The organism is Nocardia sp. NPDC004168 (genome assembly GCF_040610355.1).
Lineage (GTDB): Bacteria > Actinomycetota > Actinomycetes > Mycobacteriales > Mycobacteriaceae > Nocardia > Nocardia sichangensis.
Genome location: NZ_JBEXME010000004.1, coordinates 95,523 through 119,151 on the forward strand (window position 1 = coordinate 95,523; position 23,629 = coordinate 119,151).

Here is a 23,629-nt window from a genome sequence, read left to right on the forward strand (position 1 = left end):
CCTTTCCACGGGTCCGATGCATGAATTCTTGTCCTCGATCTGTCACTGAGCGGGGTCGGGTCGCCCACCAGGCTAGCTGGGTCCAATTTGCAGCGCCTGCGGCGCTGCGTGTTCGCGGCCCCTTTATGGCTCGCGTCCGAGCGACCGCCGCTGGCGACTTCGTCACGGACACGGCGGTCACTCGGACGCGAGCCGGGCCGCGAACGGCACATGCTCGGTCTCGCTTCGCTCGAAACCGGGGGCTGCGCCGACGTGGTCGGCTCTGCGTCATCTCACCATCCGATGCGCGCCTCCAGGCACTGCTCCTGGACCCATGCGCACAACTTCGACCTGGCCCGCGTGAACGATGCCGCGCCACTGTCGTCGTCGGGGAACACCACCCGCCTTGCGGCCTGCGTCGGCCGCATCGGCAGCTGCCGCGACCGGGCCACCTGGTTCGAGTCGGCCGGTTCGGCGGCCACATCCGCGAACACTGTGCGCACTGCGCTCGACCGAGCTGGGAAATGGCAACCCCACCCTTGCGCTCGCAACTGGGAGCCGGGCACGACCTGACCGTAAGCGCGTGCGTGACCCTCGGATAGGCGTGGCGCGGTCGGGCCCGGTCCGGGGGCAGCCCACGGGCTGCCGTGCACCTGTCCTGCTCAAAGCGCGTGCAGTTCCGGTTTGCCGTCGCGCAGCGTGATGAAACCTCCCTGGAAGTTCTGCTGCACGCCGTCCGAGATGGGGAACTCGTCGCCGGTGGGGAAGCCGAGTTTGCCGTTCTCGTAGCCGGCGTCGCGCCAAGCATCCAGTATCGGGCCGTTGCGGACCGCCCAAGCGCCGGACACCGGGCTCCAGTAGATGGTCCCGCCTTCGAATCGGCTGAAGCGGCCCGCGTCCTTCACCGTCTGCTCTTCGGCGACCGGGAAGCCGAGCGGACTGTTCTCGAAGCCCAGCTGGGCGTACTTGCCGAGGATCAGGCCTTGGACGCGGTGCACGCCGGTGGCCTGGCTGTAGTAGAACGGACCGTTCTCGAAGGCTTGCACGGCGCCGTCGCGACTCGGTGTCTTGGCCTCCGGCGCTGTCGGGTAACCGGCGGGACCGCGTTCGAACCCCTGCTTGCCCCACTCGTCGTAAATTGCGCCACGCACCATTTGAGCTCCGGTCTGCGGCGTCCAGTACAGCGCGCCGTGCTGGAAGGCCTGGAACCGGCCGCGGCCGTCCTCCAGCGCGCGTTCCTCGCCCGTCGGCAGCCCGAGCGGTCCGGTAGGTCCTCCCGCCGCCTGGTAACCGGGCCCGATCACACCGCCGACCGGGTAAGCGCCACTGTCCGGTGTGAAGAACACCCGGCCGCCCTTGAAGTCCTGCGCGGTGCCTCCTGCCACGGCGTACTCCCCGGTGAGGCAGTCACCGAGCCAGCCCGCCGCGGCTGCTACCGGGCCGATCGCGCCGCCCGGCTGACAGGCGGGCTTGCCCTGATCGACGCCGAGCGCGGACGCGGCCTGGGTCCAGGACTGACGCATCTCGAAGTCCCAGTACGGCCAGGAATGGGTGCCGGACGGGCGATAGTTCACCTGCGCGGGAATGGCCAGCTTGGACAGCTTGGTCACGAAGTTCTGCGAAGTGAGCCGGGAGAGGATCTCCAATCCCATACCCGCGATGTTGGTGCTCACCCCGGGAATGCCGAGGGCGTGGTCATAGGGACCGATCGCGCCGCTGCCGCTGGAGACGTAGAGACTGACTCCTCGCAGCTTGTCGGCCAGCACGTACGGGTCGTGCGCCTCCCACTCCGGGTCCGTCTGCCTGCCCCACATGGCGGCGGAGTCGAAGCCGCCCGCATCCCGCATGGCGAACTCGATGGCCTGCGGCATGCCCAGCGTCGTCGTGGTCAGGAAGCCCGAATACGACGCGGCGTGCCGTACGAAGCCCGGATTGCGGGCGGCGAGGAACATCGCGGCCGTGCCACCCATCGAGAGGCCTTCCACGCCCCGCACGGGTGTCGCACGCCAATGACTCTCCAGCAGCGGCGGAAGCTCCTTGGTGAGAAAAGTCTCCCACTTGTAGGTACGGCCGTTGTCCGGCTGGAGCCAGTCGGCGTAGAAGCTGGCCTGCCCACCCACCGGCAGCACCACGGTGACGTTCTTGTCGGCGAAGAAATCGACCGCCCCCGCCTCCTTCGTCCAGCCGCTCTCGTCGTCGGTCGCGCGCAGACCGTCGAGCAGGAACAGGACGGGGAATCTGGCCTCCGGGTGGGCGTTCCAGTCTCTGGCCAGCAGCAACTGGACCTGGATCGGCACTCCCATGGACGGCGAGGTCACCCACAGCGCGACGCGACGGTCGCTGAGCCACTGGACCTTCTCCAGCGCGGGCGCGGCCACGGCCGCCGTTGGCTCCGCGACGGCGGGAGCCTCGACGGACACGCTCGCGGCTAGCGGGATCACCATCGTGGCGGCGAGCAGCATGAGCCGCTCGCGTGCCGAACGCGCGACGAGACGCCCGCGTATGCCACAGCTACCGCGCGTAATCCCTGCCACAAAAGCTTTGTACTCCCGTTATAGCGACGTTTACGGGAGACACGCGCTGCACAGCAAACAATGTTCGCTGTCACGCGATCATAGCTGCCCCCGAACGCAATTCAGGCCGCACCGAATCGGCGCGGCCTGAATTGCGACGAGGCGGATCAGATCACCAGGCGCCGGTGGCGTCCAGGATCATGTTGCGCGAGGCGAACAGCTGCCCCTCCCAGTACTTCCAGGAGTGGGTGCCCGCGGCCGGGAAGTCGTACCGGGCGGGGATGCCCAGCGAGTTCAGGCGAGCCTGGAACGCGCGGGTGTTCACCAGCGAGAGGGCTTCCAGCGCCATCCCGTTACCGGTGTTGAACACGCCGACCGCCGAGTTCGGCTGGTCGAACTGACCCGGCAGACCGCTGGCAGCCGAGATGTACATCGGCAGGCCGCGCAGCTGCGGCGCGAAAACGAACGGGTCCATCCGCAGCCACTGCGGGCTCCACGGCGCGGCCATCGAGTCGACGTTGAAGCGGCCCGCGTCCAGCATCGCGACGCGGATCGCCTCCCGCATACCCGGCGCGGAGATGTTCAGGTAGCCCGAGTAGGAGGCGGCGAACTTGAACTGGTCGCGGTGGTAGGCCGCCAGCGCCAGCGCCGCGCTACCGCCCATGGACAGGCCGACGACCGCGTTGTTGGTGCGCGAGACGCCGTAGCCCTCCAGGAAGGCGGGCAGTTCCTTGGTGAGGAAGGTCTCCCACTTGTAGGTGGTCTTCTGGCCGTTCAGGTTCGACGGCGCGTACCAGTCGGTGTAGAAGCTGGACTGGCCGCCGACCGGCATCACCAGGGTGATGTTGTCGTTCCCGAACTGCTGCAGCGCGTTGGTCTCGAACGACCAGGCGTTGCGGTCGTCGCGGGCGCGCAGACCGTCGAGCAGGTACAGCGCCGCGTTGCCGCCGCGTGCGGCCCACTGCACCTGCACCTTGATCGGGCCCATGCTGGACGGGACCATCAGGTCCTCGAAGCCGCCCGCGGGCGCCCGCAACACCGGCGTGTGCACCGACGGCGCCGCTGCGGCGAGAGTCGGGGTTGCCAGGCCTGCGGCGATCGGTAGCGCCAGCGCGGCGGCACCGACAGCCAGAATTCGATTACGCCAACCGCGAGCCGCGCCTCGCCGTCCCGACTGTGTTCTCTTCGGCGCGGCCGCCCTGCCGAAACGCATGAATCCTGCTCTCTTTCTGCTGTTGTGGTGCCACTCGCCGCCCGAGGGGCGAAGCGGCACCCGTGTTGCCAACGAGACGCGCGTCACGGACATGGTCCCGACAATCCGATACCCATGACGGCGCTACAACGATCTGGTCACACTTGCGCTCGCTGGACGATATTCGACGCCCCCCGCTTTAGCAAGATCCGGGTCTTTCCACTGGCCGAAATCCATCCGTTCACGCAAGGTAATGGTGCGGTGACCTTATCGCGTTCTCGCGGTGATGTCGTGTTGGAACGCAAGATATTCGCGCTCCTGGCGGGAACTGTCACCGGCCCGAGATCTTCGCAATCCCGACACCTCCAGCGGCCTCGCCGCAGGCCCCGGTGCCTCCGAGCGACGGGGCAGAGTCCTCCCAGGCCAGTGACCGAACCGTGATCGGAACCGAGATCTGCCGTGATAGCCACAGAGGCGACTTCGGGCAATCAGCTCCGAGCACCGACGACCGCACGACAGCGATCATGCAGCAAACATTGGGTGGAATGCCCGGACTTTCCCCTGCACCGCCCTCACATAACCCCCTACTACCTACCCCCACTCCCCCGAGCTGGCGGCCCCAAGAACGCCTCCCTGTTCAAAAGGACCACTACGCAGCCCCCAACGGCCAGGAAGACAACTGCACAAACCGCGAACAAATGCCCCGCCAATCCCGCCGCACACCAGAAAGCGCAAGTTCCCCACACACCGAACCCACCCGGGTGCGAGTCTTACGAGCGCCGTTCGCGGCCCGGCTCGCGCCAGAGTGGACGAAGCGCATGCGCCGCAGGCGCGAGGCTCGTCCGCTCTGACGCGAGCCATAGGGGGCCGCGAACACGCGGCGCCGCAGGCGCTGCCAAAAGATTCAGCCGATGTTCGCCGACATATCCGGGATCATTCGCATGGCCTCGTCAGCCCAGTTGTTCCAGGCGTGAATACCGAACGGCGGGAAGGAGTAGACGGCGTTGCCGCCACCCAAGGTCGCCATCCGGACCTGGAACGCGCGAGTGTTCGCCAGCGCCAGGCTTTCCAGCCCCATGCCGTTGAGGGTGCCGAAGCTCGGCGGGTCGCCGGCCGAGGGCAGTCCGCTGGCCGCGGCGATCCACAGGCGGGTGCCGTTGCGGATCAGGTTGGGCGCGAACACGAAGGGGTCCATCCGCAGCCACTGCGGGCTCCACGGCGGCGCCATCGCGTCGACGTTGTAGCCGCCCGCGTCCAGCATGGCGGCGCGGATGGCCTCCCGCATACCCGGCGCCGAGTTGTTCAAATAGCCGGAGAACGACCCCGCGAAGCTGAACTGGTCCGGGTGGTAGGCCGCCAGGGTGAGCGCCGCGCTACCGCCCATCGACAAGCCGAAGGCGCCGTTGCGGTTGGGGTTGAACCCCAGCCGATCGCGCAGCGCCCAGCGCAGGTTGTTGGTCAGGAAGGTCTCCCACTGATACCGGTAGCTCTTGCCGGGCCCGCCCGCGAACCCGTCCAGCCCGCCGGAACCGGTGCTGGAGCCCGCGCCCGCCGCGACGCCGAAGAACTCGCTTGGCGCGATCCAGTCGGCATAGAAGCTCGACATGCCACCGACCGGCATGACCACGTTGATGTTCTGGCTCGCCAGGACTTGCGGGATGTTGGTCTCGATCTCCCAGCCGTTCAGCGTCTCCGGCGCCCGCATGCCGTCCAGCACATAGGCGACGCGATTGGTGTTGCCGTCGGCGGCACGCAGGATCCGGGTCTTGATCGGACCCATGCCGGAATCGACCCAGAAATCGAAGGCCGCGGGGTCGAACGCCGCCGACGCCGTGGCGCCCACGCCCGCGACGGTCGCCCCGAGCGGCAGCAGCATCGCCGCGGCGATGCCGAGGGCGGACCGCCGCAACCACGAACCGGCTACTCGGGGCCTCTGGGGCCAGCGCTTCCCGCGCGCACTACGCATCACATCGACCTTTCCCTCAGGCGGCCCGGTCTGGCAAACTATTAGCAATCCCAACCGGCCCCTCGTCGGGCACCAGGACGAGACGTCCACCAAGAAACCGGACGAATCGACCTTGGTGCATGCTGTTCGGGTATCAATTGGAAACGAAATGCCTTCATGTTGCTGGATGGTGATCCAGACCACAACTACCGAAGCCGTTTTCTCTTCGTATTCGTTGCCGAAGTACCCGCGGACGCCCGGGTAAACGCCGAAAGGCCGCTCCGCGCCGATGGCGCGAAACGGCCTTTCCTCGCTATGGCCGGGCTACTACCCGATGTTCGCGGACAGATCCGGGATCATCCGATAGACCTCATCGGCCCAGTAGTTCCAGTTGTGCACACCCACGGCCGGGAAGTCGTAGGTGACATTGTTCGCGCCCAGGGTGAGCATGCGGACCTGGAAGGCGCGCGTGTTGGCCAGGGCCAGCGTTTCCAGACCCATCGCGTTGAGCGTGTTGAAGCTGATGCCGTCCGCCCCGCTGGGCAGACCGCTACCGGCGGAGACCCACAGGCGAGTGTTGTTCGCCTTCAGTCGCGGCGCGAACACGAACGGGTCCATCCGCAGCCACTGCGGGCCCCACGGCGGCGCCATCGCGTCGATGTTGTAGCCGCCTGCGTCCAGCATCGCCACGCGCAGCGCCTCACGCATACCCGGCGCGGAGATGTTCAGGTACCCGGAGTACGAACCGGCGTAACGGAACTGGTCGGGGTGGTAGGCCGCGAGAGTGAGCGCGGCGCTGCCGCCCATGGAGAGACCGAAGATGCCGTTGCCGTTCGGGTTGAACCCGAGGCGGTCGCGCAGCGCCCAGCGAAGGTTGTTGGTGAGGAAGGTTTCCCACTTGTAAGTGCTGGTCTTGCCCGGTCCGCCAGCGGAACCGGTCAGCAGGCCGGAGCCGGAGTTCGCCGAACCGGTGGAGGACGAGCCCGCGCTGCCGAGGCCGAAGAAGTCGCTTGGGCCGTTCCAGTCGGCATAGAAGCTGGACTGGCCGCCGACCGGCATGACCACGTTGATGTTCCACTTGGTCAGCTCGCGCGCGACCTCGGTATCGATCTCCCAGCCACTGAGGTCGTTGCGCGCCCGCATGCCGTCCAGCGCGTACACCACGCGGCCGGTGTTGCCATCGGCGGCGCGGAAGATGCGCGACTTGATCGGCCCCATTTCGGAGTCGACCCAGAAATCCATGCCATCCGGATTGAACGCGGCGGACGCCGGGGCGGCAGGGCCTGCCACCGACACCCCGAGCGGTAGCAGAACTGCCAGCGAAACCAGCATGGACCGCTTGAGCCAGGAACCCGCTCTTCGAGAATTAAGACGACGCCCGATCACGCCTCGCATCAGTTTGAACCTTTCGTTTGCACAGCGACAGCGGCAAGCCGTCCACACGGTAACCCGTCGATGCCCACGACCGGTGGACGCCAGGCCGGGCATACGGTCGTAGCGTATATCGGTATCGACACGGTGGCGTTACCAAAAAGAGATAAAGCGGCGTACGCCACTTTATCTACCTCGCACAATGGGGCCATTGGGCCCACCGTGCCCGATGGGCCCAATGTGATTCACGGGATCAGCGCTGCGCGACCGGTTGCGGGAAGGGATCGACCAGTCCGCACCGCTGGATCTCGTACTTCGGGACGCGATCGATGCGGTACTTCGCGAACCGCAACGCGTTGCGCAGGTTGTGCCGGAAACGCTCGAAGGTGAGCGGATCGCGGTAGGAGATCAACAATGCCTGGGTGTCCGGGCAGGACATCGCGGTGCGCGCCTGGGCGACCCACTTCTCGTCCAGGTACCAGGGCATCCACGGTTTCTTGTCCACCATGCCGGTATCGACGACGACCCAGTCCGGGTACAGGCTCTTGTCGTGGCCGATCCGGCCGTCGGTGAGCCGGTCGGTGTGCGCGGCCAACGGGTAGGCCAGACCCATCGGATCGATCACGGGCACGTCCAGCGGAACGTTCATGCTGGTCATGCCGAGATTCAGGAAGTAGACCGTGTGCCCGGCGCCGCCGTCCGGAATCGGCTGGGGCGGCGGAGCGATGTACCAGAACATGAACGACGGCGAGTTGAGCAGCAGACCGCCGTCCGGAGTGCCGGTGATGTCGTTGACCATCGCGCGGATGCGCGGGTAGTCCAAGTAGTCCTCGGCCAGGATCGGGTGGTCGTGCCCGGTGTTGAGCACGTAGTAGACGCGCTCGTCGACGATTCCGGTCGAAGTGATCTTGGTGCCGGTCTTGATCGCGGTGGTGTTCGCCGCGAACAGCGCCCACCCCGCGACGCCGACGAATGCCACCGCCAGCGCCGCGTAGGACCAGTCGGCGGCGGTGGCCGCGCGCACACCGCCCTGCGGCGCCCGGATCGGAATGACCGCGACCGGGAGCAGGAACAGGAACAGCTGGGGCAACAGCATTCGGCCGTGCATGAAGTCGCCGCCGACCCGAAGCGCGTAGACAGTCAGGAGGAACCCGCTGGCCAGAACCGAAGCGACCACAGCGCCCGGCGAGCGCAACCACTCCCGGATCCGGCCGATCGACCAGCCACGCGCGTCTTCGTTTTCGGCACGCGCGTTCCGAGTCGCACCCGTGCGAGCGGCGAGCACACCGGCGATCAGCAATACCAGCAGCGGCGCCCACAGGAAGTACGGACCGACGAGGTCCCAGAGGTAGGTGAAGCCCTGCCCCCACTTGGCGCCGCCCGCGTCCTTCGCGACGGCGGTATTCGGGTAGGGCAGGCCGTAGTAGCCCATCCGCCAGATCTGGTAGCCCAGCGGCACCAGTCCGGCCACCGCGACGATCACCGCGCGCAGCACGATCGGCCGCAGCCTGCTCTCGGGCATGGGCGCGCAGAAGATCATCAGCAGCGCGAGCGCGCCGACCAAGGTCATCTCGGGCCGGATCAGGGGGGCCAGCCCGGCGAGGAAGACCAGTCCGAGCAGGCCGGGCAGGCGCACCGACTTGGCCTGGCTCCAGCGCATCAACTGCCACCACAGCAGGCCGATCCAGCAGATCACCAAGCCGCTTTCCAGACCCGAGGTGGCGTAGTCGCGGGCCGGGGGCAGTGCGATGTAGACCAGCACGCCCGCGGGCAGCAACAGCCCGGTGCGGGTCCCGCCCCACAGGCGCGCCGAGCCGAGCATGGCGAACACGACCGCGGCCAGCGAGACAGTGAGCGCGACGCCGAGCACCACGTACTCGAGCCGCGCCTGGGTCAGCCAGCTGAAGAACCAGACCAGGTAGGTCCACGCGGTGCTGGTGTTGGTTTCGACGCGCTCGCCCTCGTTGAAGACGGGGCCGTTGCCCGCCAGCAGGTTGCGCACCGTGCGCAACACGATGAGACCGTCGTCGGCGATCCACCGCCGCTGCCAGCCCCCGACCGCGAAAAGAACAACGGTGAGCGTGATCCCACCGACGAACGTGGCTTTGGACAGACGCGCGAACCGCGACGCGGAGCCGGACGACTCATCGGCCGACCGCTCCGCCGCGTATTCCGTTCGCTCCGCCACCAGCATCTCGTCAGGTGAGATAGACAGCGACACCTACCGCTCCGATCCAGGCGATTGCGAGGAACTGCAGGACGCGGTCCCCCAGCGCGATCTCTTCCGGCTCCCCGGCCTCGCCCCCATCGACGTCGACCGCGTAACGCAGGATTGCGATGGTAAACGGGACCATCGAGATCGCGAACCAGTTGGTGTCCTTGATGCCGTCCTGCTGGAACGCCCACAGCCCGTAGAAAACCACCACCGCCGTCGCGGCCAGCGTCCAGATGAAGCGCAGGTAGGTGGGCGTGTAGTACTCCAGCGACTTGCGGATCTTGGCGCCGGTGCCCAGCGCGATCTGCAGCTCCGCGTAGCGCTTGCCCGCCGCCATGAACAGCGAGCCGAAGGCCATGATCAACAGGAACCACTGCGACAGCTCGATGTCGGCCGCCGCGCCACCGGCGACCGCGCGCAGCAGGAAGCCGGAGGACACGATGCAGATGTCCAGCACGGCTTGATGCTTGAGTCCGAAGCAGTAGGCCAGCTGGATGCCGATGTAGACCGTCATCACCACGGCGAGATGCCACGAGGCGAGGAACGAGCCCGCGATCGACCCGGCCAGCAGCAATGCCGACAACAGGTAGGCCAGGTTCACCGGGACGACGCCCGCGGCGATCGGCCGGAACCGCTTGGTCGGATGCGCCCGGTCGGCCTCCACGTCGAGCGCGTCGTTCACCAGGTAGATGCCCGATGCCGCCATGCAGAACACCACGAAGGCGATGCCGACGTGCGCGAGCACGTCCACGTTCGTCGCCGTGCCCGCGGCCAGCGGAGCGGCGAGCACCAATACGTTCTTGACCCACTGCCGCGGACGGACTGCCTTGAACAGACCGCCGGCCAGCGTCTTGGGCGGGCCCTTGACTACCGCCTCGGCCAGGTCGGCGCCGGTCGGCTCTTCACTCATGTCAACGAAGGCTCTTTCTTGTGCGGTCATTGTCGAGTCTCTTTTCGGCGGCGAGCAGGGCGGCGGCGGACGCGGCGCCGAGCGCGGAACCGGCGAGCACGTCGGTGGGGTAGTGCACCCCGAGGACCACCCGCGAAAGCAGCATCGGGGGGACGAGCACCGCAGGCAAGGGTAGCCCGGTCAATCTGCCGAGCAACACGGCCGCTGCCGTCGTCGAGGTCGCATGCGAGGACGGGAAACTGAGTTTGCTCGGCGTCCCCACGTTGACCTGCACCGACGGATCGTTCGGGCGCGGACGGCGAACGACGCGCTTGATGACGATCGAGGCCGCGTGCGCGCCGACCGCGCCGACCGCGACCCCGGCCCACTGTCTGCGCCGCGGCTTGTCCACCAGCCAGCCTGCGGCGGCGATGCCGACCCAGCCGAGCGCGTGCTCGCCGAAGTGCGACAGGCCACGCGCGGCGGACACCACGGCGGGCTTGCTACCGAGGGTGGCCTGCACCGCATTGATGATCGCGACCTCCGGCGGCGCCTGCCCGGCAGGCGCGGGGTGCGCGGACACCGGGCCACCGTGACCGTTGGCGCTGTGCAGCGGCGGCTGCACCGCCGCGTCGTCGGCGGCGCTCGCTCCGAGACTCACTGCTGCTCATCCTTCGTGTCGATGCCGAAGACCTTCTCCCACGCCGCGGTGCTGGTCAGCTGCGGGTGGGCGGCGCGGTAGCGCTGCTGCATCTCCGGGAAACGGGCGGCCAGCTCCTTGCGCAGGCGCATGGCTTCCTTGAACAGGCCGAGCGCCTGGCGGGGGTCGCGCTTGCGGTAGACGACGCCGCGGCCGTCGGCCGTGGTGACGGTGACGCCGTCGACCTGCGAGAGCAGGAACCAGCGCGCGTCCAGCGTCGGCACGTTCAGCTGCGGGGTCTCGTGGTGTTCGGTGCGCGCGGAGCGGAAGTTGTGCACCACGCCCTTGGCCAGCCGCGCCACCTTGGCGATCGGATTGGCCGGCTCACCGACCGCCCCGACGCCGATGTGGCTGGCCAGCGGCAGTTCGGTGGACGAGGGCAGGATCACCGCGTCCGGATACTGCTTGCGCAGCTCGTGCACCGCCCCCAGAGCGCTGGGCAGTAGCTGGAACAGCCGTTCCGGGCCTGCGAGGAAATCGCGGATGGCTAGGTTCTGGATCGCGACCGTCGAGTACTCCAGGCACAGCAAATGCTTCAGCGTCGCCTTGATCGTGTTGACGACCATGCCGCGCCCGTTGCCCGGCAGGTGCAGCGAGGCGACGACCAGCCGATTGCGCAAGTGGAAGTACGCCTGCCAGTCGATGGCGTCGTCCTTGTCGCTCCAGGCCATGTGCCACACCGCCGCGCCGGGCAGCGTGACGGTCGGGTACCCGGCCGCGCGAGCACGCAAGCCGTACTCCGCGTCGTCCCACTTCAGGAACAGCGGAAGCGGCTGGCCGAGCTCCTCGGCGACGCGCCGCGGGATGACACAGGTCCACCAACCGTTGAAGTCGACGTCGATGCGCCGGTGCAACAGCTTCGAGTTGTCCCGGTCCTTGAGCGGGTACTTCGAGAAATCGTGGTCGTACTCGACGTTCGGCGCCGCGGTCCACATGAAGATGCCGCGATCGACCACTTCGCCCATGACGTGCAGGTGCGAGCGCTCCTGCAGGTTGAGCATCTGGCCGCCGACCAGCACCGGCGACTTCGCGAAGCGGGCGAAGGCCAGCGCGCGCAGGATGGAGTCCGGCTCGATCTCGATGTCGTCGTCCATGTAGACGATGTACTCGGCGTCGGTGGTCTTCAGTGCCTCGTACATGACCCGGCTGTAGCCGCCGGACCCGCCGAGGTTGGGCTGGTCGTGGATGGAAAGGCGATCCCCGAGCGCGGCCGCCGATTCCGTGAAGCCGGGCTCGTCGACGACCTTCTTCGTGCCCTGGTCCGGGATGATGACGGCCGCGATCTTCTCCAGCACCAGCGGGTCGGAGCCGAGTGCGGCGAGCGTCTTCACCGCGTCGGTGGGCCGGTTGAAGGTGGGCATGCCGACCGCGATGCTGCCCTCGCCGGGCGCCTCGATCGGCGCGTACCAGCCGCCTGACAGCAGCGTGACCGCCGTGTCGGTGGTGATGTCGAACCAGATCCAGCCGCCGTCCTCGAACGGGCCCAGGTCGGTCTCGAATTCGACGGCCACCGAGTCGGCGCCGGTCGCGACCGCGAATTCCTTGCCCTGCACGTGGATTCGCGAGCCGTCGGCCTTGGATCGGTACACGTCCACCCGGCCGTGACCGGCCAGTTCCAGCCGCAGCACCACCGAAGACAGGATGCTCCAGCGCCGCCAGTAGCTCGCGGGCAGGGCGTTGAAGTACGTGCAGAAGGAGACCTCGGACTCCGCGCCGATCGACAGCGATGTGCGGGTGGTCGCGTGCGCGCGCCTGGCGTTGGTCTGCGACTCCTCGACGTAGAGCGTGCGCACGTCCAGCGGCTCGCCCGGCCGCGGCAGGATGATGCGCTGCAACAGCGACTTGGCGCGGGTCTCGGTGGTCATGTCTTCCAAAATGGATTGGGAGGTCATTCCGCTCCTAAGCCTCCTGGTCCACGAGCGGCGCACCATCCGCCAGATGCGGGTGCAGCACGTTGTCGAACGTGCTCAGCGCGCTGCCGATCGCCATGTGCATGTCCAGGTACTGGTAGGTGCCGAGACGGCCGCCGAAGACGACCTTCGCCGTGGCGGTCTCCTGCTTGGCCAGCTCCCGGTAGGCCAGCAGTTTCGCCCGGTCCTCCGGTGTGTTGATCGGGTAGTACGGCTCGTCGCCGGTCTGCGCGGATCGGGAGTACTCCCGCATGATCACCGTCTTGTCGGTGGGGTACTCGCGCTCGGGGTGGAAGTGGCGCGGCTCGATGATGCGGGTGTAGGGAACGTCCGCGTCGTTGTAGTTCATCACCGAGGTGCCCTGGAAGTCGCCGAGCGGCAGCACCTCGGTCTCGAAATCGATGGTGCGCCAGCCCAGCTCGCCTTCGCTGTAGTCGAAGTAGCGGTCCAGCGGGCCGGTGTAGACGACCGGCGCGTCCGGGCTTTCGGCGCGCAACTGCTCGCGCACTTCGAACCAGTCGGTGTTCAAGCGCACCTCGATCAGGTCGGAGGCGGCCATGTTCTCCAGCCACTTCGTGTAGCCCTCGCGGGGCAGGCCCTCGTAGGTGTCGTTGAAGTAGCGGTTGTCGAAGGTGTAGCGGACCGGGAGGCGGGTGATGTTGCCCGCGGGCAGTTCCTTCGGGTCGGTCTGCCACTGTTTGGCGGTGTAGTCGCGGACGAACGCCTCGTAGAGCGGGCGGCCGATCAGCGAGATGGCCTTCTCCTCGAGGTTCTGCGCGTCCTTGGTCTCGATCTCCGAGGCCTGCTCCGCGATCAGCGCGCGCGCCTCTTCCGGCGAGAAGTAGCGGCCGAAGAACTGGGAGACCAGGCCGAGGCCCATCGGGAACTGGTAGGCCTGTCCCTTGTGCATCGCGAAGACGCGGTGCTGGTAGCCGGTGAACTCGGTGAACTGGGTGACGTAGTCCCACACCCGCTTGTTCGACGTGTGGAACAGGTGCGCGCCGTACTTGTGGATCTCGATCCCGGTTTCCGGATCCGGCTCGGAGTAGGCGTTGCCACCGATGTGGTGGCGCCGTTCGATCACCAGAACCCGTTTACCCAGCACGGAGGCGGCGCGTTCGGCAACGGTCAGCCCGAAGAATCCGGAGCCGACGACGATCAGATCGAACTGTGAGGCGGAATGGACGGAGGTACCCGGGGACGATGCGACGGTCACGGGAGCCCAGAGTATCGGAAGTCCCCGCCGCGTCCGGGTGGAGTCGGAACTGCGCTCAGCGACACCACTCGCCGCACCCGGTTTCACCTCCCTGACCTCAGTATTTCGCCGGATGTTTGCCCAAATGGACTTCTTTGGCAACTGACCGGTTGTTTACTGCCGCGGCCCAATGAGCGCGCACGGCTCCGGGTGCTCCCGGCCGCCGGAGCCGGTGCGCGCTCGAGTGATCTTCTCGGGACGGGTCTCAGACCGGGAAACCTACGTCGAGCTCCACCTTGTCCCGCTCGGTGTACAGCCGCCAATAGTGATCGCCGAGCTCGTCGCCGCTCATACGGACGATCTCCAGGCCCGCCGGGATCACTTCCGGATTCTCATCGATGATCTGCGCGGCTTTGCTGCCGTCGATCAGCACGCCGATGTTGAGCAAGCCGACGTAGACGCCGGTACCCCGCAATTCCACCTCGAGCTGGCGCAGGTAACCGCGCTGCGCGGCCAGGGCGATGCCGAAGTTGGCCAGATAGGGCGCCACGTAGTGCTCGGACGAACCCGAGGAGAACAGCAGCGCGCCTTCGCCTCGCTCCACCATCTTCGGCGCGAGCGCGCGCGTCACCAGGATCGGCGAGTGCAGCTTCAGCGCGATGGGCGCATCGAGGGACGGGATGTCCACCGACAGGGTGTCAGGGATGCGATCGCTCATGTTGCCCGCCGCGCCGTGCATGGCCGCGTCGATCGGCCCGAACGTCGCCTCGATCTTCTCGATCACCCCCGTGACCTGCGCGCCAACCGTGACATCCGCGGGAAAGGCCGCGGCCTCGATGCCTTCGGCCGTCAACTCCTCCGCGTGCCGCCGCGCCTTTTCGGGATCCCGGCCGATGACGGCCACCCGGAAGCCTTCGCGCCCGAATCGGCGTCCTGTGCCGACGCCGAGGCCGGGTCCGTACCCGAAGATCGCGATGGTCTTGGACATTGCCACTCCTGTTAAGTTGAGACATGGTTCAAGTTATGCGGTCTACGGTAGCATTAAGTTGAACCAATGCTCAACATATGCGTGTTGCCCGATTTGTAGGATCGGCCCGTGGACAAGCCGTTACGCAGCGATGCCCAGCGCAATCGGGACGCGCTCGTGACCGCCGCCCGCGCCGTCTTCGAGGAACGCGGTCTCGACGCGCCGCTGAAAGAGATCGCCGCCCGCGCCGGGGTGGCCATCGGCACGCTCTACAACCGCTTCCCGACCCGCGACGACCTCATCGCGGCCGCGGTCGAGGACCGGATCGAAGCGGGCAGCCGTATCGCCGAAAACGCGCTCGCCATCGATGACCCGTGGGAGTCGTTCGTCTACCTGGTGGAGCAGGTGTGCGCTTTACAGGCCGCCGACCGGCTGCTCAGCGAACTCGCCGTGCGGGCCGCGCCCAGTCCTGCCATCGCGCAGGCCCAGGAATACGGCCACGGCCTGATGCGCCGGATCATCACCCGCGCGCAGGAGGCCGGCGCGCTGCGCGCCGACTGGGTACTCGAGGACATCGCGTTCATCACCTGGTCACACACCAGAATCGTCGAGGCGACCAGTCATATCGCCCCCGAAGCCTGGCGGCGCCACCTCGGTCTGATACTCGACGGCCTGCGCGCGGAGGCCGCCCACCCGCTTCCGGTGCCTCCGATCACGGAGCACCAATTGATGCACGCGCTCGGCCGCGACGACGAAAGTTGACTCAGCGTTCAGTGATGCGGCCCCGGCTGTGACGCCGGCGGGAAGTGGCCGGGTTGAGGTGCCGGGGCTTGGTGGCCAAGCTGGGGCGCCGGGGGCTGGTAGCCAGGCTGAGACGATTGATAGCCAGGTGGGGGTGCCGGGGCCTGGTGGCCGAACTGCGGCACCGATGGCCGAGGAAGGGACTGCGGCGGCGCGGGCGCTGTGGCTCTGCGGCCGAGCGGACTCGTCCCGACAGTGACGAGGGCGATCAAAGAAAGGGCCGCCCCGACAATCAGGAAGAGGGGCGAGCCAGGCGTTTCCGCGGACAGCCCGTATTGGTTCCCGTAGGTCGCCGCGAGCAAGCCGCCGAAGAATCCCCACCCTGCGCCGATCAGAACCGATTCCCTCCCGGCCGGCTTGCCGAGCAGCAGGAGGATCCCACCGACGATCAGGACCACTGCCAGCAGCGCGGAGACGACGAGCAAGTTTTCCTGCACGACTCGGATGTGACGGGTGACCAACCAAGTGTCGATGTCCTTGGCGGCATCCAACTTCAGATCGTTGAGGCCGCGCAGCAAGTTGATGCCGGACACCGCCCCGAGAAGGGTCGCCCCGCCACCGATGCATGCCGCTATCGCCGCCACCGCGCCATGCCATGTCGCCGGTGCGGCGCCGATAGTCCGCGCCCCGGATCGCGCGTACGGATCGTTCATCGAACCCCCCATTTCCGCATCGAACCTTACCGCGCTCTCCGGGCATATTCGAGGCGAAAGTGGCCTTCGCACAGCGATATCGCCCTGCATCGGCCCTACTGCGGGCGATCCGGCGGCCGGTACGCGCACATGCGTACCGGCCGCCGGAGAGTTGTGCTCTACAGCCGCTGCTCGGCGTAGACCTTCATCGCGTCGCGCACGAACTCGGCGGTGCCCGCGCCGTGCACGTCGTAGTTCGCCGCGAAACGCGGGTCGGTGACGTACATCTCGCCGAGGTTGACGAACGCCTCTCGCACCACCGGACGACCCTGCCAGCCGATGCCGATCCAGTCGTAGTGGCGCTGGACGATGGCCTGCACCTCGTCGGCGTCGGGCGCGAGTCCGTCGGCGTGCGCTCGGCCGTAGTCGGCGGCGATGTCGAGATGGGTTTGCTGGAAGTTCTTCTTGTCCGTGTCGGACATCGAGCGCCACCAGCGGTCACCGCTCTCGTAGGCGTCCTTGCCCCAGCGTTCGATCACCTCGTCCTTGTACTTCGTGTGGTCGAAGCCGTCGAAAACTTCTGCTGCCACGAGTTGTTCACCTCTTTCCGTCTTGTGCAGCGTGGTTCGCACCGACTCGATCTGCCGCCGGATCCGATCCTGTTCCTGCCGGAGCAGTTCCAGGTGCGTACGCAACGCGGCGGCGGTTTCCTGCTCTCCGGCAAGGACTTCGGCGATGACCGGAAGGCCGAGGCCGAGGTCACGCAGCAGCAGGATGCGTTGCAACCGCACGAGGGAGTGCTGGTCGTAGTACCGGTAGCCGTTGGCTCCGATCCGGCTGGGCGGCAACAGCCCCAACTGCCCGTAATGGCGTAGCGTGCGACTGGTGGTACCGGCCGCCTTCGCCAGATCCTGGATGGACCACTCCTTGCCGCCCACGACCCGTCTTCCCTCGTGCTCTCGTCGGTGCAACCAGCTTGCAAGTTGACGTTACGTCAAAGTCAAGACCTTCTCCGGCGAGGTTTCGGTGCCCAGCGCAACGCTGGAGTCGCCAGCCGGAACGGGCGCGGGCTGAACCGGTTCCTTCGGCGCGCCGACCGCTTGGCCGAGCAGTGTGCTGCCCAGCGCGATCGCCATGCCGGCCATCTGGAGCGTGGTGAGCGCTTGCCCGAGCACGACCCATCCGATCACCGCGGCCGACACCGGGCTGAGCAATCCGAGGAAGGCCACCGAGGTGGCGGGCACTCGCGCTATGCCGCGGAACCAGAGCCAGTACGCCACCGCGGTCCCGATCACGCCGAGGTACAGATAGCCGCCGACCGCTTCCGCGTCCAGCGCGGGCGGGGCGCCTTCCACCAGCAGCGCGAGCGGAGCGATGAAGAGACCACCGGCGGTCAGCTGCCAGCCGGTGAGCGTCAGCGGGCCGACGCCGTCCGGTCGACCCCACTTCTTGGTCAGAACGGTGCCCATCGCCATCGACGCCGCGCCCGCCAACCCCGCGACCACCCCGACGACGTCGAGTTGCGCGTCGGCCCGCAGCACGACCAGCGCCACGCCGAAGACGCCGACCACCCCTGCGAACAACTTGCGCGCACCGGGATTCTCGCTCAGAGCCACGGTCGCGAAGGCGAGCGCGAACACCGGTGCGACCGCGCCGAGCACGCCCGCGACGCCCCCTGGCAGCCGGTAGGCGGCCAGGAACAGCAGCGGGAAGAACGCACCGATATTGAGCGCGCCGAGCACCGCCACCCGGCCGATCCACCGGCCGCGGGGGAGAACTCGCGTGATCGCGAGCAGCGCGAGTCCAGCGGGTAGGGCGCGCATGAGCGCGGTGAACAGCGGGCGGTCCGGCGGCAGGAACTCGGTGGTGACGGCGTAGGTGGAACCCCAGACGATCGGGGTGAGCGAGGTGAGCGCCAGGGTGGCCGCGACCGAAGCCTCGGCGGGCCCCGCGGTGCGTGTCGTCATACTTGACTCCTCATTGATAATCTCAACGTTGAAATACTTACCCGTCGAGTTGCCTCAGCGTCAAGTAGATGAACGTTGAGATTATTCCTGTAGAGAGGAGACTCATGTCCGACGCGGTGGACCTGTTCGGGCGTCAGTGGCAGCGCGAGCGCCCGGACGTCGACGTCTCGCCGATGCACGTGGTGGGCCGGATCCAACGCTTGGCGCGACTGGTCGACCAAGACCTGAAGCGGTTCTTCGGCGAGTTCGGCATGGAGTTCTGGGAATTCGACGTGCTGGCGACGCTGCGCCGCTCCGGCGCCGAAGACGGACTCACCGCGGGCGCGTTGCTCCAAGTCGCCATGGTGACCTCCGGCGCCATCACCAACCGGATCGACCGACTGGAGACCAAAGGACTGGTCGCGCGCAAACCGTGCGCGGAGGATCGCAGGGCCGTCCGGATCCACCTCACCGAGCAGGGCCGCACCCTCATCGACGACCTGCTGCCCAAGCACATGGCGAACGAACAGCGGCTGCTGGCGGCGCTCGACGCCGCCTCCCGCGAGCAACTGGCCGGATTTCTGCGCACACTGGCCGAGTCGCTCGGCGATACGCCGCCGGAGTAGCAGCCGCCCGGACACCACGACGACGCCCGGACCGGCACCCCGTCATCGAGAGGGCGCGGCAGAGGCCAGCGGTCAAGCGGGCCGAGATCCAGTGACCGGAGGCATGCCCACGGTCTCCGCAAGCGGACCGAGGGGCATCACACCGGCCGATGGCGGAGAACCGATGGCTGGTGCCCCACCGTCAGGCGTGACGGCGCCGGGCTGAGCCATACCGCCCGCTTCGGGCCGAAGCGCGGCACCAGGCGCGCTGGGCGGGACCTGCTGCGCCCCAGCGACTTCCGGCACCACCTGCAACATGCGCGAATAGTCCACCACCTGCGCGCCCAGCGTGGGCGTCACGATGATCATGCCGTTGGTGTACATCCGGTAGATCCCCGCACGCTGCGGCAGGATCATCTGCGGTCCGACCGGCGCACCGAGGGAACTGTTCGCACCGCCGATACGGCGGTACTCGGCATCGATCGCCGACTCGGTGACCTCCGCCGCCGACTCGGTGACCGCCGCCTGCGTCCGTGGATCGCCGGCCGGAGCGGTGGTGAGCAGTTCCCCGGGCGCAGGCCCGACGTCCATGGTGTTGATATCCGCCGGTTCCCCACCGCCCGGTGCGGCGGAGTACTCCGTCCGCAGGATCCGGCCTTCGCGCACCAGTACCGCGCCCGCCGTGGCCGCGACGGCGGCCGCCGTCCGCGGGTCCTCCCGCGCGGTACCGGGATACTCCTGGCAGGCCGTCGTGTCGCACGTCTGCGCGTACGGATACCGCTGCTCGGCAAGGGCATACGAGCGGGCCGCGATCGCCTGGGCACGCAGCGCCTCGGCCGCTCCCTTGTCCGCCCAGTCGGGTGGCACCTCGGCCGGGACCACGCCGAGTAGATAGTCCTCGACATCCACCTGGTTGATGGTGCGGGCCGCGCCATCCTCGAGGGCGACGCCGAGGGCGCCGCGGTACGACGGACCACCGCACACCGTGAGATGTTCCGCTACAGGGCGATTCGGACGTGCGTCGATGGGATGAATCCAGGGGTCGTCGGTCGGCGCCTGCCACAGCACCTCACCGTCGCAGCCGACCGTCACCACCACATTCGCGCCGCCATCGGGCAGCGGCGTGAGGTGCGCGGCCTGGCCTGGCGGCAACTCTCGGCCCGCCACTCGCAGGCCGGTGGCGGCGAAGGCGTCGAGCGAGGAGCCGTCCTGTGCCGTGAGGCGGACCCGGACCGGGGTAGGCGCGACGGCGCCGAGCGTCGCGCCGGGATAGTAGTGCGCGAGAATGCGGTCGGCCCCCCACCCCGCTCGGGCGCTTTCGAACGCGCCGACCTGGCTCAAGCCGCGGCCGTGCCCGGGTCCGGCCAGCGGGCGATACAGCGCGTCGACCGGCCGGTCCGGAAGCGCGGCGAGGGCTCCAGCGATCACTCCGGATCCGATGAGCAACAGGGAAGTGCGCACCAGGAGGCCGATCACGCGCCGATGCGGCCGCCTGGCCAGCTCCTGGCTCGTCGATATCGCCTTTACCTGCATTTTTCTGATCTCCGCATACGCGTATTACGATGCATCCGCTCACTCCCACGGTTAACAGATCCGGTAGATCCCCACCTTTTCCGCACGTTTTCCAGACGCGCTAGCAATCATCGAGCTACATTCAGGCAATCACATAATCCTCAACCAGAGGTTTAGCCGTGTGACAAATGTGGCTATTGTGACCATTGATACATCAGGAAGTGACCCTTAATCACACATGATCACTGGTACGACCTGATTGGAGACGCTCGTGCGGTACCGCAAACCGAAACGCTCCTACGTGCTACCGGTTGTCACCACCCTCGCGGTAGCTGCCCCGCTCGGCACGCTCATGCTCAGCGATTCGAACGACTACCGCACCGCCACCAACAGCGAGCCGGGCGCCGTCGCGGCCGGACTCGCCGAGGTCGCACTCACGCGCGCGCCCGATATCGTGTTGCCGCTGCGCGAACTCACCGGATTGAGCCTGCCTGATCTGCATCTTTCCGACCTGCGCATGCTGCCGAGCGCCGCGGGCATTCCGATTCCGGACGGGCCGCTGCCACCGGGCGCGCAGCCACCGGAAGGAATGCGACTACCCAGCTCGGATTCCGTTCAAACCTCCGGTTCGGAATTCACTCCGAGTCAAACGTCCGAAAGCGCGAATTCCCCTGGTCAGCCGATTTCCGGGGCGCCAACGAGCAGTGTGCGCTTCATCGCCGATCCCGCCCGGCTCCAGCCCGGCACCACTCCCGAAACCCCCGCGTTGTCTCCCGGTGCGGTGACCCCCGAACTGATGGGCCAGGTGGGGGCGCAGGTGAAGGAACTCTCCAGCGACACCCCGTTCAGCATGGTCGCACTCACCGCGCGCCGACTGGCGGACACCACGGCCACGATCCGTGCCCGCCAGCCCGACGGCACCTGGGGGCCCTGGTACGACACCGAGGCGGTGGACACCTACCGCACCGATCACTCCGGTCCCGGCCCGACCGACGGCACGGAACCGATCTACGTCGGCAACACGAACGCCGTGCAGGTCCTGGTCACCCGTAAGCAAGCAGCTCCGACGATCCAGCCGGTGGCGCAGCCCGGACCCATCGCGGACGACCAGTCGCGACCGGACGACCCGGCTCCGCACCCCGCCGCGCGTTCCGACGACCCGGCCCAGCAGTCCGCGGACCTGACCGCCGTGCTGATCGATCCCGGTCGGGCCACCGCCGACGGCGACCTGCACAGCGTCGCCGCCGCGCTGCCCGGCGGCGGACCGAGCGTGATCACCCGCGCCCAATGGGGCGCCGACGAATCCATCCGCTGCGACCAGCCGACCTACGACGACCATCTCGGCGGCGTCACGGTGCACCACACCGCGGGCCGCAACGACTACAGCAAGTCCGAGTCGGCGGGCATCGTCCGCGCGATCTACACCTATCACGCGAAGACGTTGGGCTGGTGCGACATCGGCTACAACGCGCTCGTCGACAAGTACGGGCAGGTCTTCGAGGGACGCTTCGGCGGCCTCGACCGCCCGGTACAGGGCGCGCACGCGGGCGGGTTCAACGAGAACACCTCGGGCGTCGCGCTGATGGGCAACTACGAGTCCGAGCAACCGACACAGGAGGCGATCCAGGCGATCGGCGCATTCGTCGGCTGGCGCACCAAGGTCGCCGGACTCGATCCCAAAGGCTCCACCACGATGTACTCCGAGGGCACCTCCTTCACCTCGTACGCCGAGGGTGAGGCGGTGCGGTTGCCGATCGTCTTCGCACATCGCGACGTCGGCAACACCACCTGCCCCGGCGACGCCGCGTACGCGCTGATGGACCGGATCCGCGACATCGCCGCCGGCACGCCGGGCGCCCCCGCCACGCACGACAGCCAGGTTGCCCCGCCCGGCGAATCCGACGTGGCGGGCCTCGCCGCGCTGACCACCAAGCTGCTGAACATGGTGCAGGACAACATCATCGCCAGGCACTGGTCGCAGTCCGGTGGACCTAACGGCCCGCTCGGCGCCGCGCGGTCGGACGTGCTGCCCGCCGCGCAGGGCAGGCAGTATGCGAAGTTCGCCAACGGCTACGCCTACACCGCCGCGGACGGACAGGTCGTCGAGGTGCTCGGCACCATCCTGGACCGCTTCCTGCAACTCGGCGCCGACACGGGCGCGCTCGGACTCCCCCTGCGCAACGCTCACCCGGTCTCCGACGGCCTGCGCGCCGACTTCGAGCACGGCTCGCTGATCCTCAACCAGCTCACCGGCATCGTCACGACGATATGGAAGACCTACAACGACACCTACCAGGAGGAAGTAAGCCGGAACCCGGTCGCGGCGCAGGTGAGCGCCCCGCTCCCGCACCATCCCCCGGCTCCGGCCGCACCGGCGAATGGAGCTCCGGCCACCACGGCTCCGGGTAGCGCTCCGATCCAGAACGGCACCCCCGCCCCGGCTACACCCACACCGGCCAACGGAGCTCCGGCCGTCACAGCTCCGGGTAGCGCTCCGATCCAGAACGGCACCCCCGCCCCGGCTACACCCACACCGGCCAACGGAGCTCCGGCCGTCACAGCTCCGGGTAGCGCTCCGATCCAGAACGGCACCCCCGCCCCGGCTACACCCACACCGGCCAACGGAGCTCCGGCCGTCACAGCTCCGGGTAGCGCACCGATCCAGAACGGCACCCCCGCCCCGGCTACACCCACACCGTCGATCGGCCCGGCACCCGCGGCACGAACCTCACTCGCCCAGGCCCCGGCAGACGCACCGGCATCGACCAGTCCGCCACAGCTACCCCCACAGCACCCCGCCGTACACCCGCCACACGGCCCGACCCCAGCCGAAGCCGCGTTCCCCGCTCCACCGCGATCACCTGAGGGCTGACGCCATCACCGAGGATTGATCCCGGACAAGTTGCCCCTCTCGGAGCTCGCGCCCCGCGCGTGCTCCGAGTCGTTCAGGCACATACCCATGGCCTTGTGGGTCGGACATGCCGAAGCCGCGGTCACTCGACCCCGGCAAACCAATCGGCCACCAGATGGCCCCGAACACCCCGTCGCCCCCTCGGACCCGAACCGCGCGCACCGTTTCCCCGCGCGCACCGTTTCCCCGCGTTCCCTGCGCGCACCGTTTCCCCAGGTCGGAGACCAGCGCGCCCAGCCAACCTCAACCACGTCTTTCGAGCGAAGCGAGACCGAGCATCCGCCGTTCGCGGCCCGGCTCGCGTCCGAGCGGCCGCCGCGTAGGCGACGAAGGAGCAAGCGGCGGT

At 67.8% G+C, this 23,629-nt stretch carries 18 protein-coding genes; 3 read left to right on the plus strand and 15 right to left on the minus strand.

Annotated elements, in window-relative coordinates; all coding sequences use genetic code 11:
- Positions 1-272: 272 nt before the first annotated feature.
- The 11 genes from ABZW96_RS09890 to ABZW96_RS09940 all read right to left on the minus strand — a co-directional run bounded on the left by ABZW96_RS09890 (position 273) and on the right by ABZW96_RS09940 (position 14,897).
- Positions 273-482 (minus strand): hypothetical protein, encoded by a 210-nt coding sequence (locus tag ABZW96_RS09890; protein ID WP_355073135.1) that lies wholly within the window; start codon positions 480-482, stop codon positions 273-275.
- A 159-nt stretch (positions 483-641) separates the two neighbouring features.
- A complete protein-coding gene (locus ABZW96_RS09895; protein ID WP_355073740.1) occupies positions 642-2,441 on the minus strand; it encodes an alpha/beta hydrolase-fold protein in 1,800 nt (599 codons plus the stop codon).
- A 223-nt stretch (positions 2,442-2,664) separates the two neighbouring features.
- Positions 2,665-3,705 (minus strand): alpha/beta hydrolase family protein, encoded by a 1,041-nt coding sequence (locus ABZW96_RS09900; RefSeq protein WP_355073137.1) that lies wholly within the window; start codon positions 3,703-3,705, stop codon positions 2,665-2,667.
- Positions 3,706-4,588: 883 nt separating this feature from the next.
- Entirely contained in the window at positions 4,589-5,650 is a 1,062-nt protein-coding gene (locus tag ABZW96_RS09905) for an alpha/beta hydrolase family protein (RefSeq protein ID WP_355073139.1), read from the minus strand.
- Positions 5,651-5,956: 306 nt separating this feature from the next.
- Positions 5,957-7,024 (minus strand): alpha/beta hydrolase family protein, encoded by a 1,068-nt coding sequence (locus tag ABZW96_RS09910; protein WP_355073141.1) that lies wholly within the window; start codon positions 7,022-7,024, stop codon positions 5,957-5,959.
- A 229-nt stretch (positions 7,025-7,253) separates the two neighbouring features.
- Positions 7,254-9,194 (minus strand): flagellar motor control protein ZomB, encoded by a 1,941-nt coding sequence (zomB, locus tag ABZW96_RS09915; protein ID WP_355073742.1) that lies wholly within the window; start codon positions 9,192-9,194, stop codon positions 7,254-7,256.
- 4 nt (positions 9,195-9,198) lie between these two features.
- Positions 9,199-10,125, minus strand: a complete 927-nt coding sequence (locus ABZW96_RS09920) for a decaprenyl-phosphate phosphoribosyltransferase (RefSeq protein WP_355073143.1) — start codon at positions 10,123-10,125, stop codon at positions 9,199-9,201.
- Position 10,126: 1 nt separating this feature from the next.
- Positions 10,127-10,687 carry a phosphatase PAP2 family protein gene (locus ABZW96_RS09925; RefSeq protein ID WP_355073744.1) on the minus strand — a complete coding sequence of 187 codons (561 nt, stop codon included), beginning with the start codon at positions 10,685-10,687 and terminating at the stop codon, positions 10,127-10,129.
- 74 nt (positions 10,688-10,761) lie between these two features.
- On the minus strand, positions 10,762-12,696 hold the full coding sequence (locus ABZW96_RS09930; RefSeq protein WP_355073145.1) for a glycosyltransferase: 1,935 nt from the start codon (positions 12,694-12,696) through the stop codon (positions 10,762-10,764).
- A 7-nt stretch (positions 12,697-12,703) separates the two neighbouring features.
- Complete coding sequence (gene glf / locus ABZW96_RS09935; RefSeq protein WP_355073146.1) at positions 12,704-13,930, minus strand: UDP-galactopyranose mutase; 1,227 nt, start codon at positions 13,928-13,930, stop codon at positions 12,704-12,706.
- 244 nt (positions 13,931-14,174) lie between these two features.
- Entirely contained in the window at positions 14,175-14,897 is a 723-nt protein-coding gene (locus tag ABZW96_RS09940; protein WP_355073147.1) for an SDR family oxidoreductase, read from the minus strand.
- A 108-nt stretch (positions 14,898-15,005) separates the two neighbouring features.
- Between ABZW96_RS09940 and ABZW96_RS09945 the strand changes: the two genes are divergently transcribed.
- Positions 15,006-15,638: a helix-turn-helix domain-containing protein gene (locus ABZW96_RS09945; RefSeq protein WP_355073149.1), complete on the plus strand. Its 633-nt coding sequence runs from the start codon at positions 15,006-15,008 to the stop codon at positions 15,636-15,638.
- 8 nt (positions 15,639-15,646) lie between these two features.
- Here the strand turns inward: ABZW96_RS09945 and ABZW96_RS09950 are convergent, their stop codons facing one another.
- From ABZW96_RS09950 to ABZW96_RS09960, 3 genes are all read right to left on the minus strand, one after another.
- Positions 15,647-16,330 (minus strand): hypothetical protein, encoded by a 684-nt coding sequence (locus ABZW96_RS09950; RefSeq protein WP_355073150.1) that lies wholly within the window; start codon positions 16,328-16,330, stop codon positions 15,647-15,649.
- 158 nt (positions 16,331-16,488) lie between these two features.
- Entirely contained in the window at positions 16,489-17,247 is a 759-nt protein-coding gene (locus ABZW96_RS09955; RefSeq protein ID WP_355073152.1) for a MerR family transcriptional regulator, read from the minus strand.
- Between the two features lie 51 nt (positions 17,248-17,298).
- On the minus strand, positions 17,299-18,276 hold the full coding sequence (locus tag ABZW96_RS09960) for an EamA family transporter (protein ID WP_355073154.1): 978 nt from the start codon (positions 18,274-18,276) through the stop codon (positions 17,299-17,301).
- Positions 18,277-18,380: 104 nt separating this feature from the next.
- Here ABZW96_RS09960 and ABZW96_RS09965 point away from each other — a divergent pair, with 104 nt between their 5' ends.
- On the plus strand, positions 18,381-18,881 hold the full coding sequence (locus ABZW96_RS09965) for a MarR family transcriptional regulator (RefSeq protein WP_355073156.1): 501 nt from the start codon (positions 18,381-18,383) through the stop codon (positions 18,879-18,881).
- A gap of 72 nt (positions 18,882-18,953) precedes the next feature.
- Here the strand turns inward: ABZW96_RS09965 and ABZW96_RS09970 are convergent, their stop codons facing one another.
- On the minus strand, positions 18,954-20,393 hold the full coding sequence (locus tag ABZW96_RS09970; protein WP_355073158.1) for a SpoIID/LytB domain-containing protein: 1,440 nt from the start codon (positions 20,391-20,393) through the stop codon (positions 18,954-18,956).
- 250 nt (positions 20,394-20,643) lie between these two features.
- Between ABZW96_RS09970 and ABZW96_RS09975 the strand changes: the two genes are divergently transcribed.
- Positions 20,644-23,244, plus strand: a complete 2,601-nt coding sequence (locus ABZW96_RS09975; protein ID WP_355073160.1) for an N-acetylmuramoyl-L-alanine amidase — start codon at positions 20,644-20,646, stop codon at positions 23,242-23,244.
- Positions 23,245-23,629 lie beyond the last annotated feature (385 nt).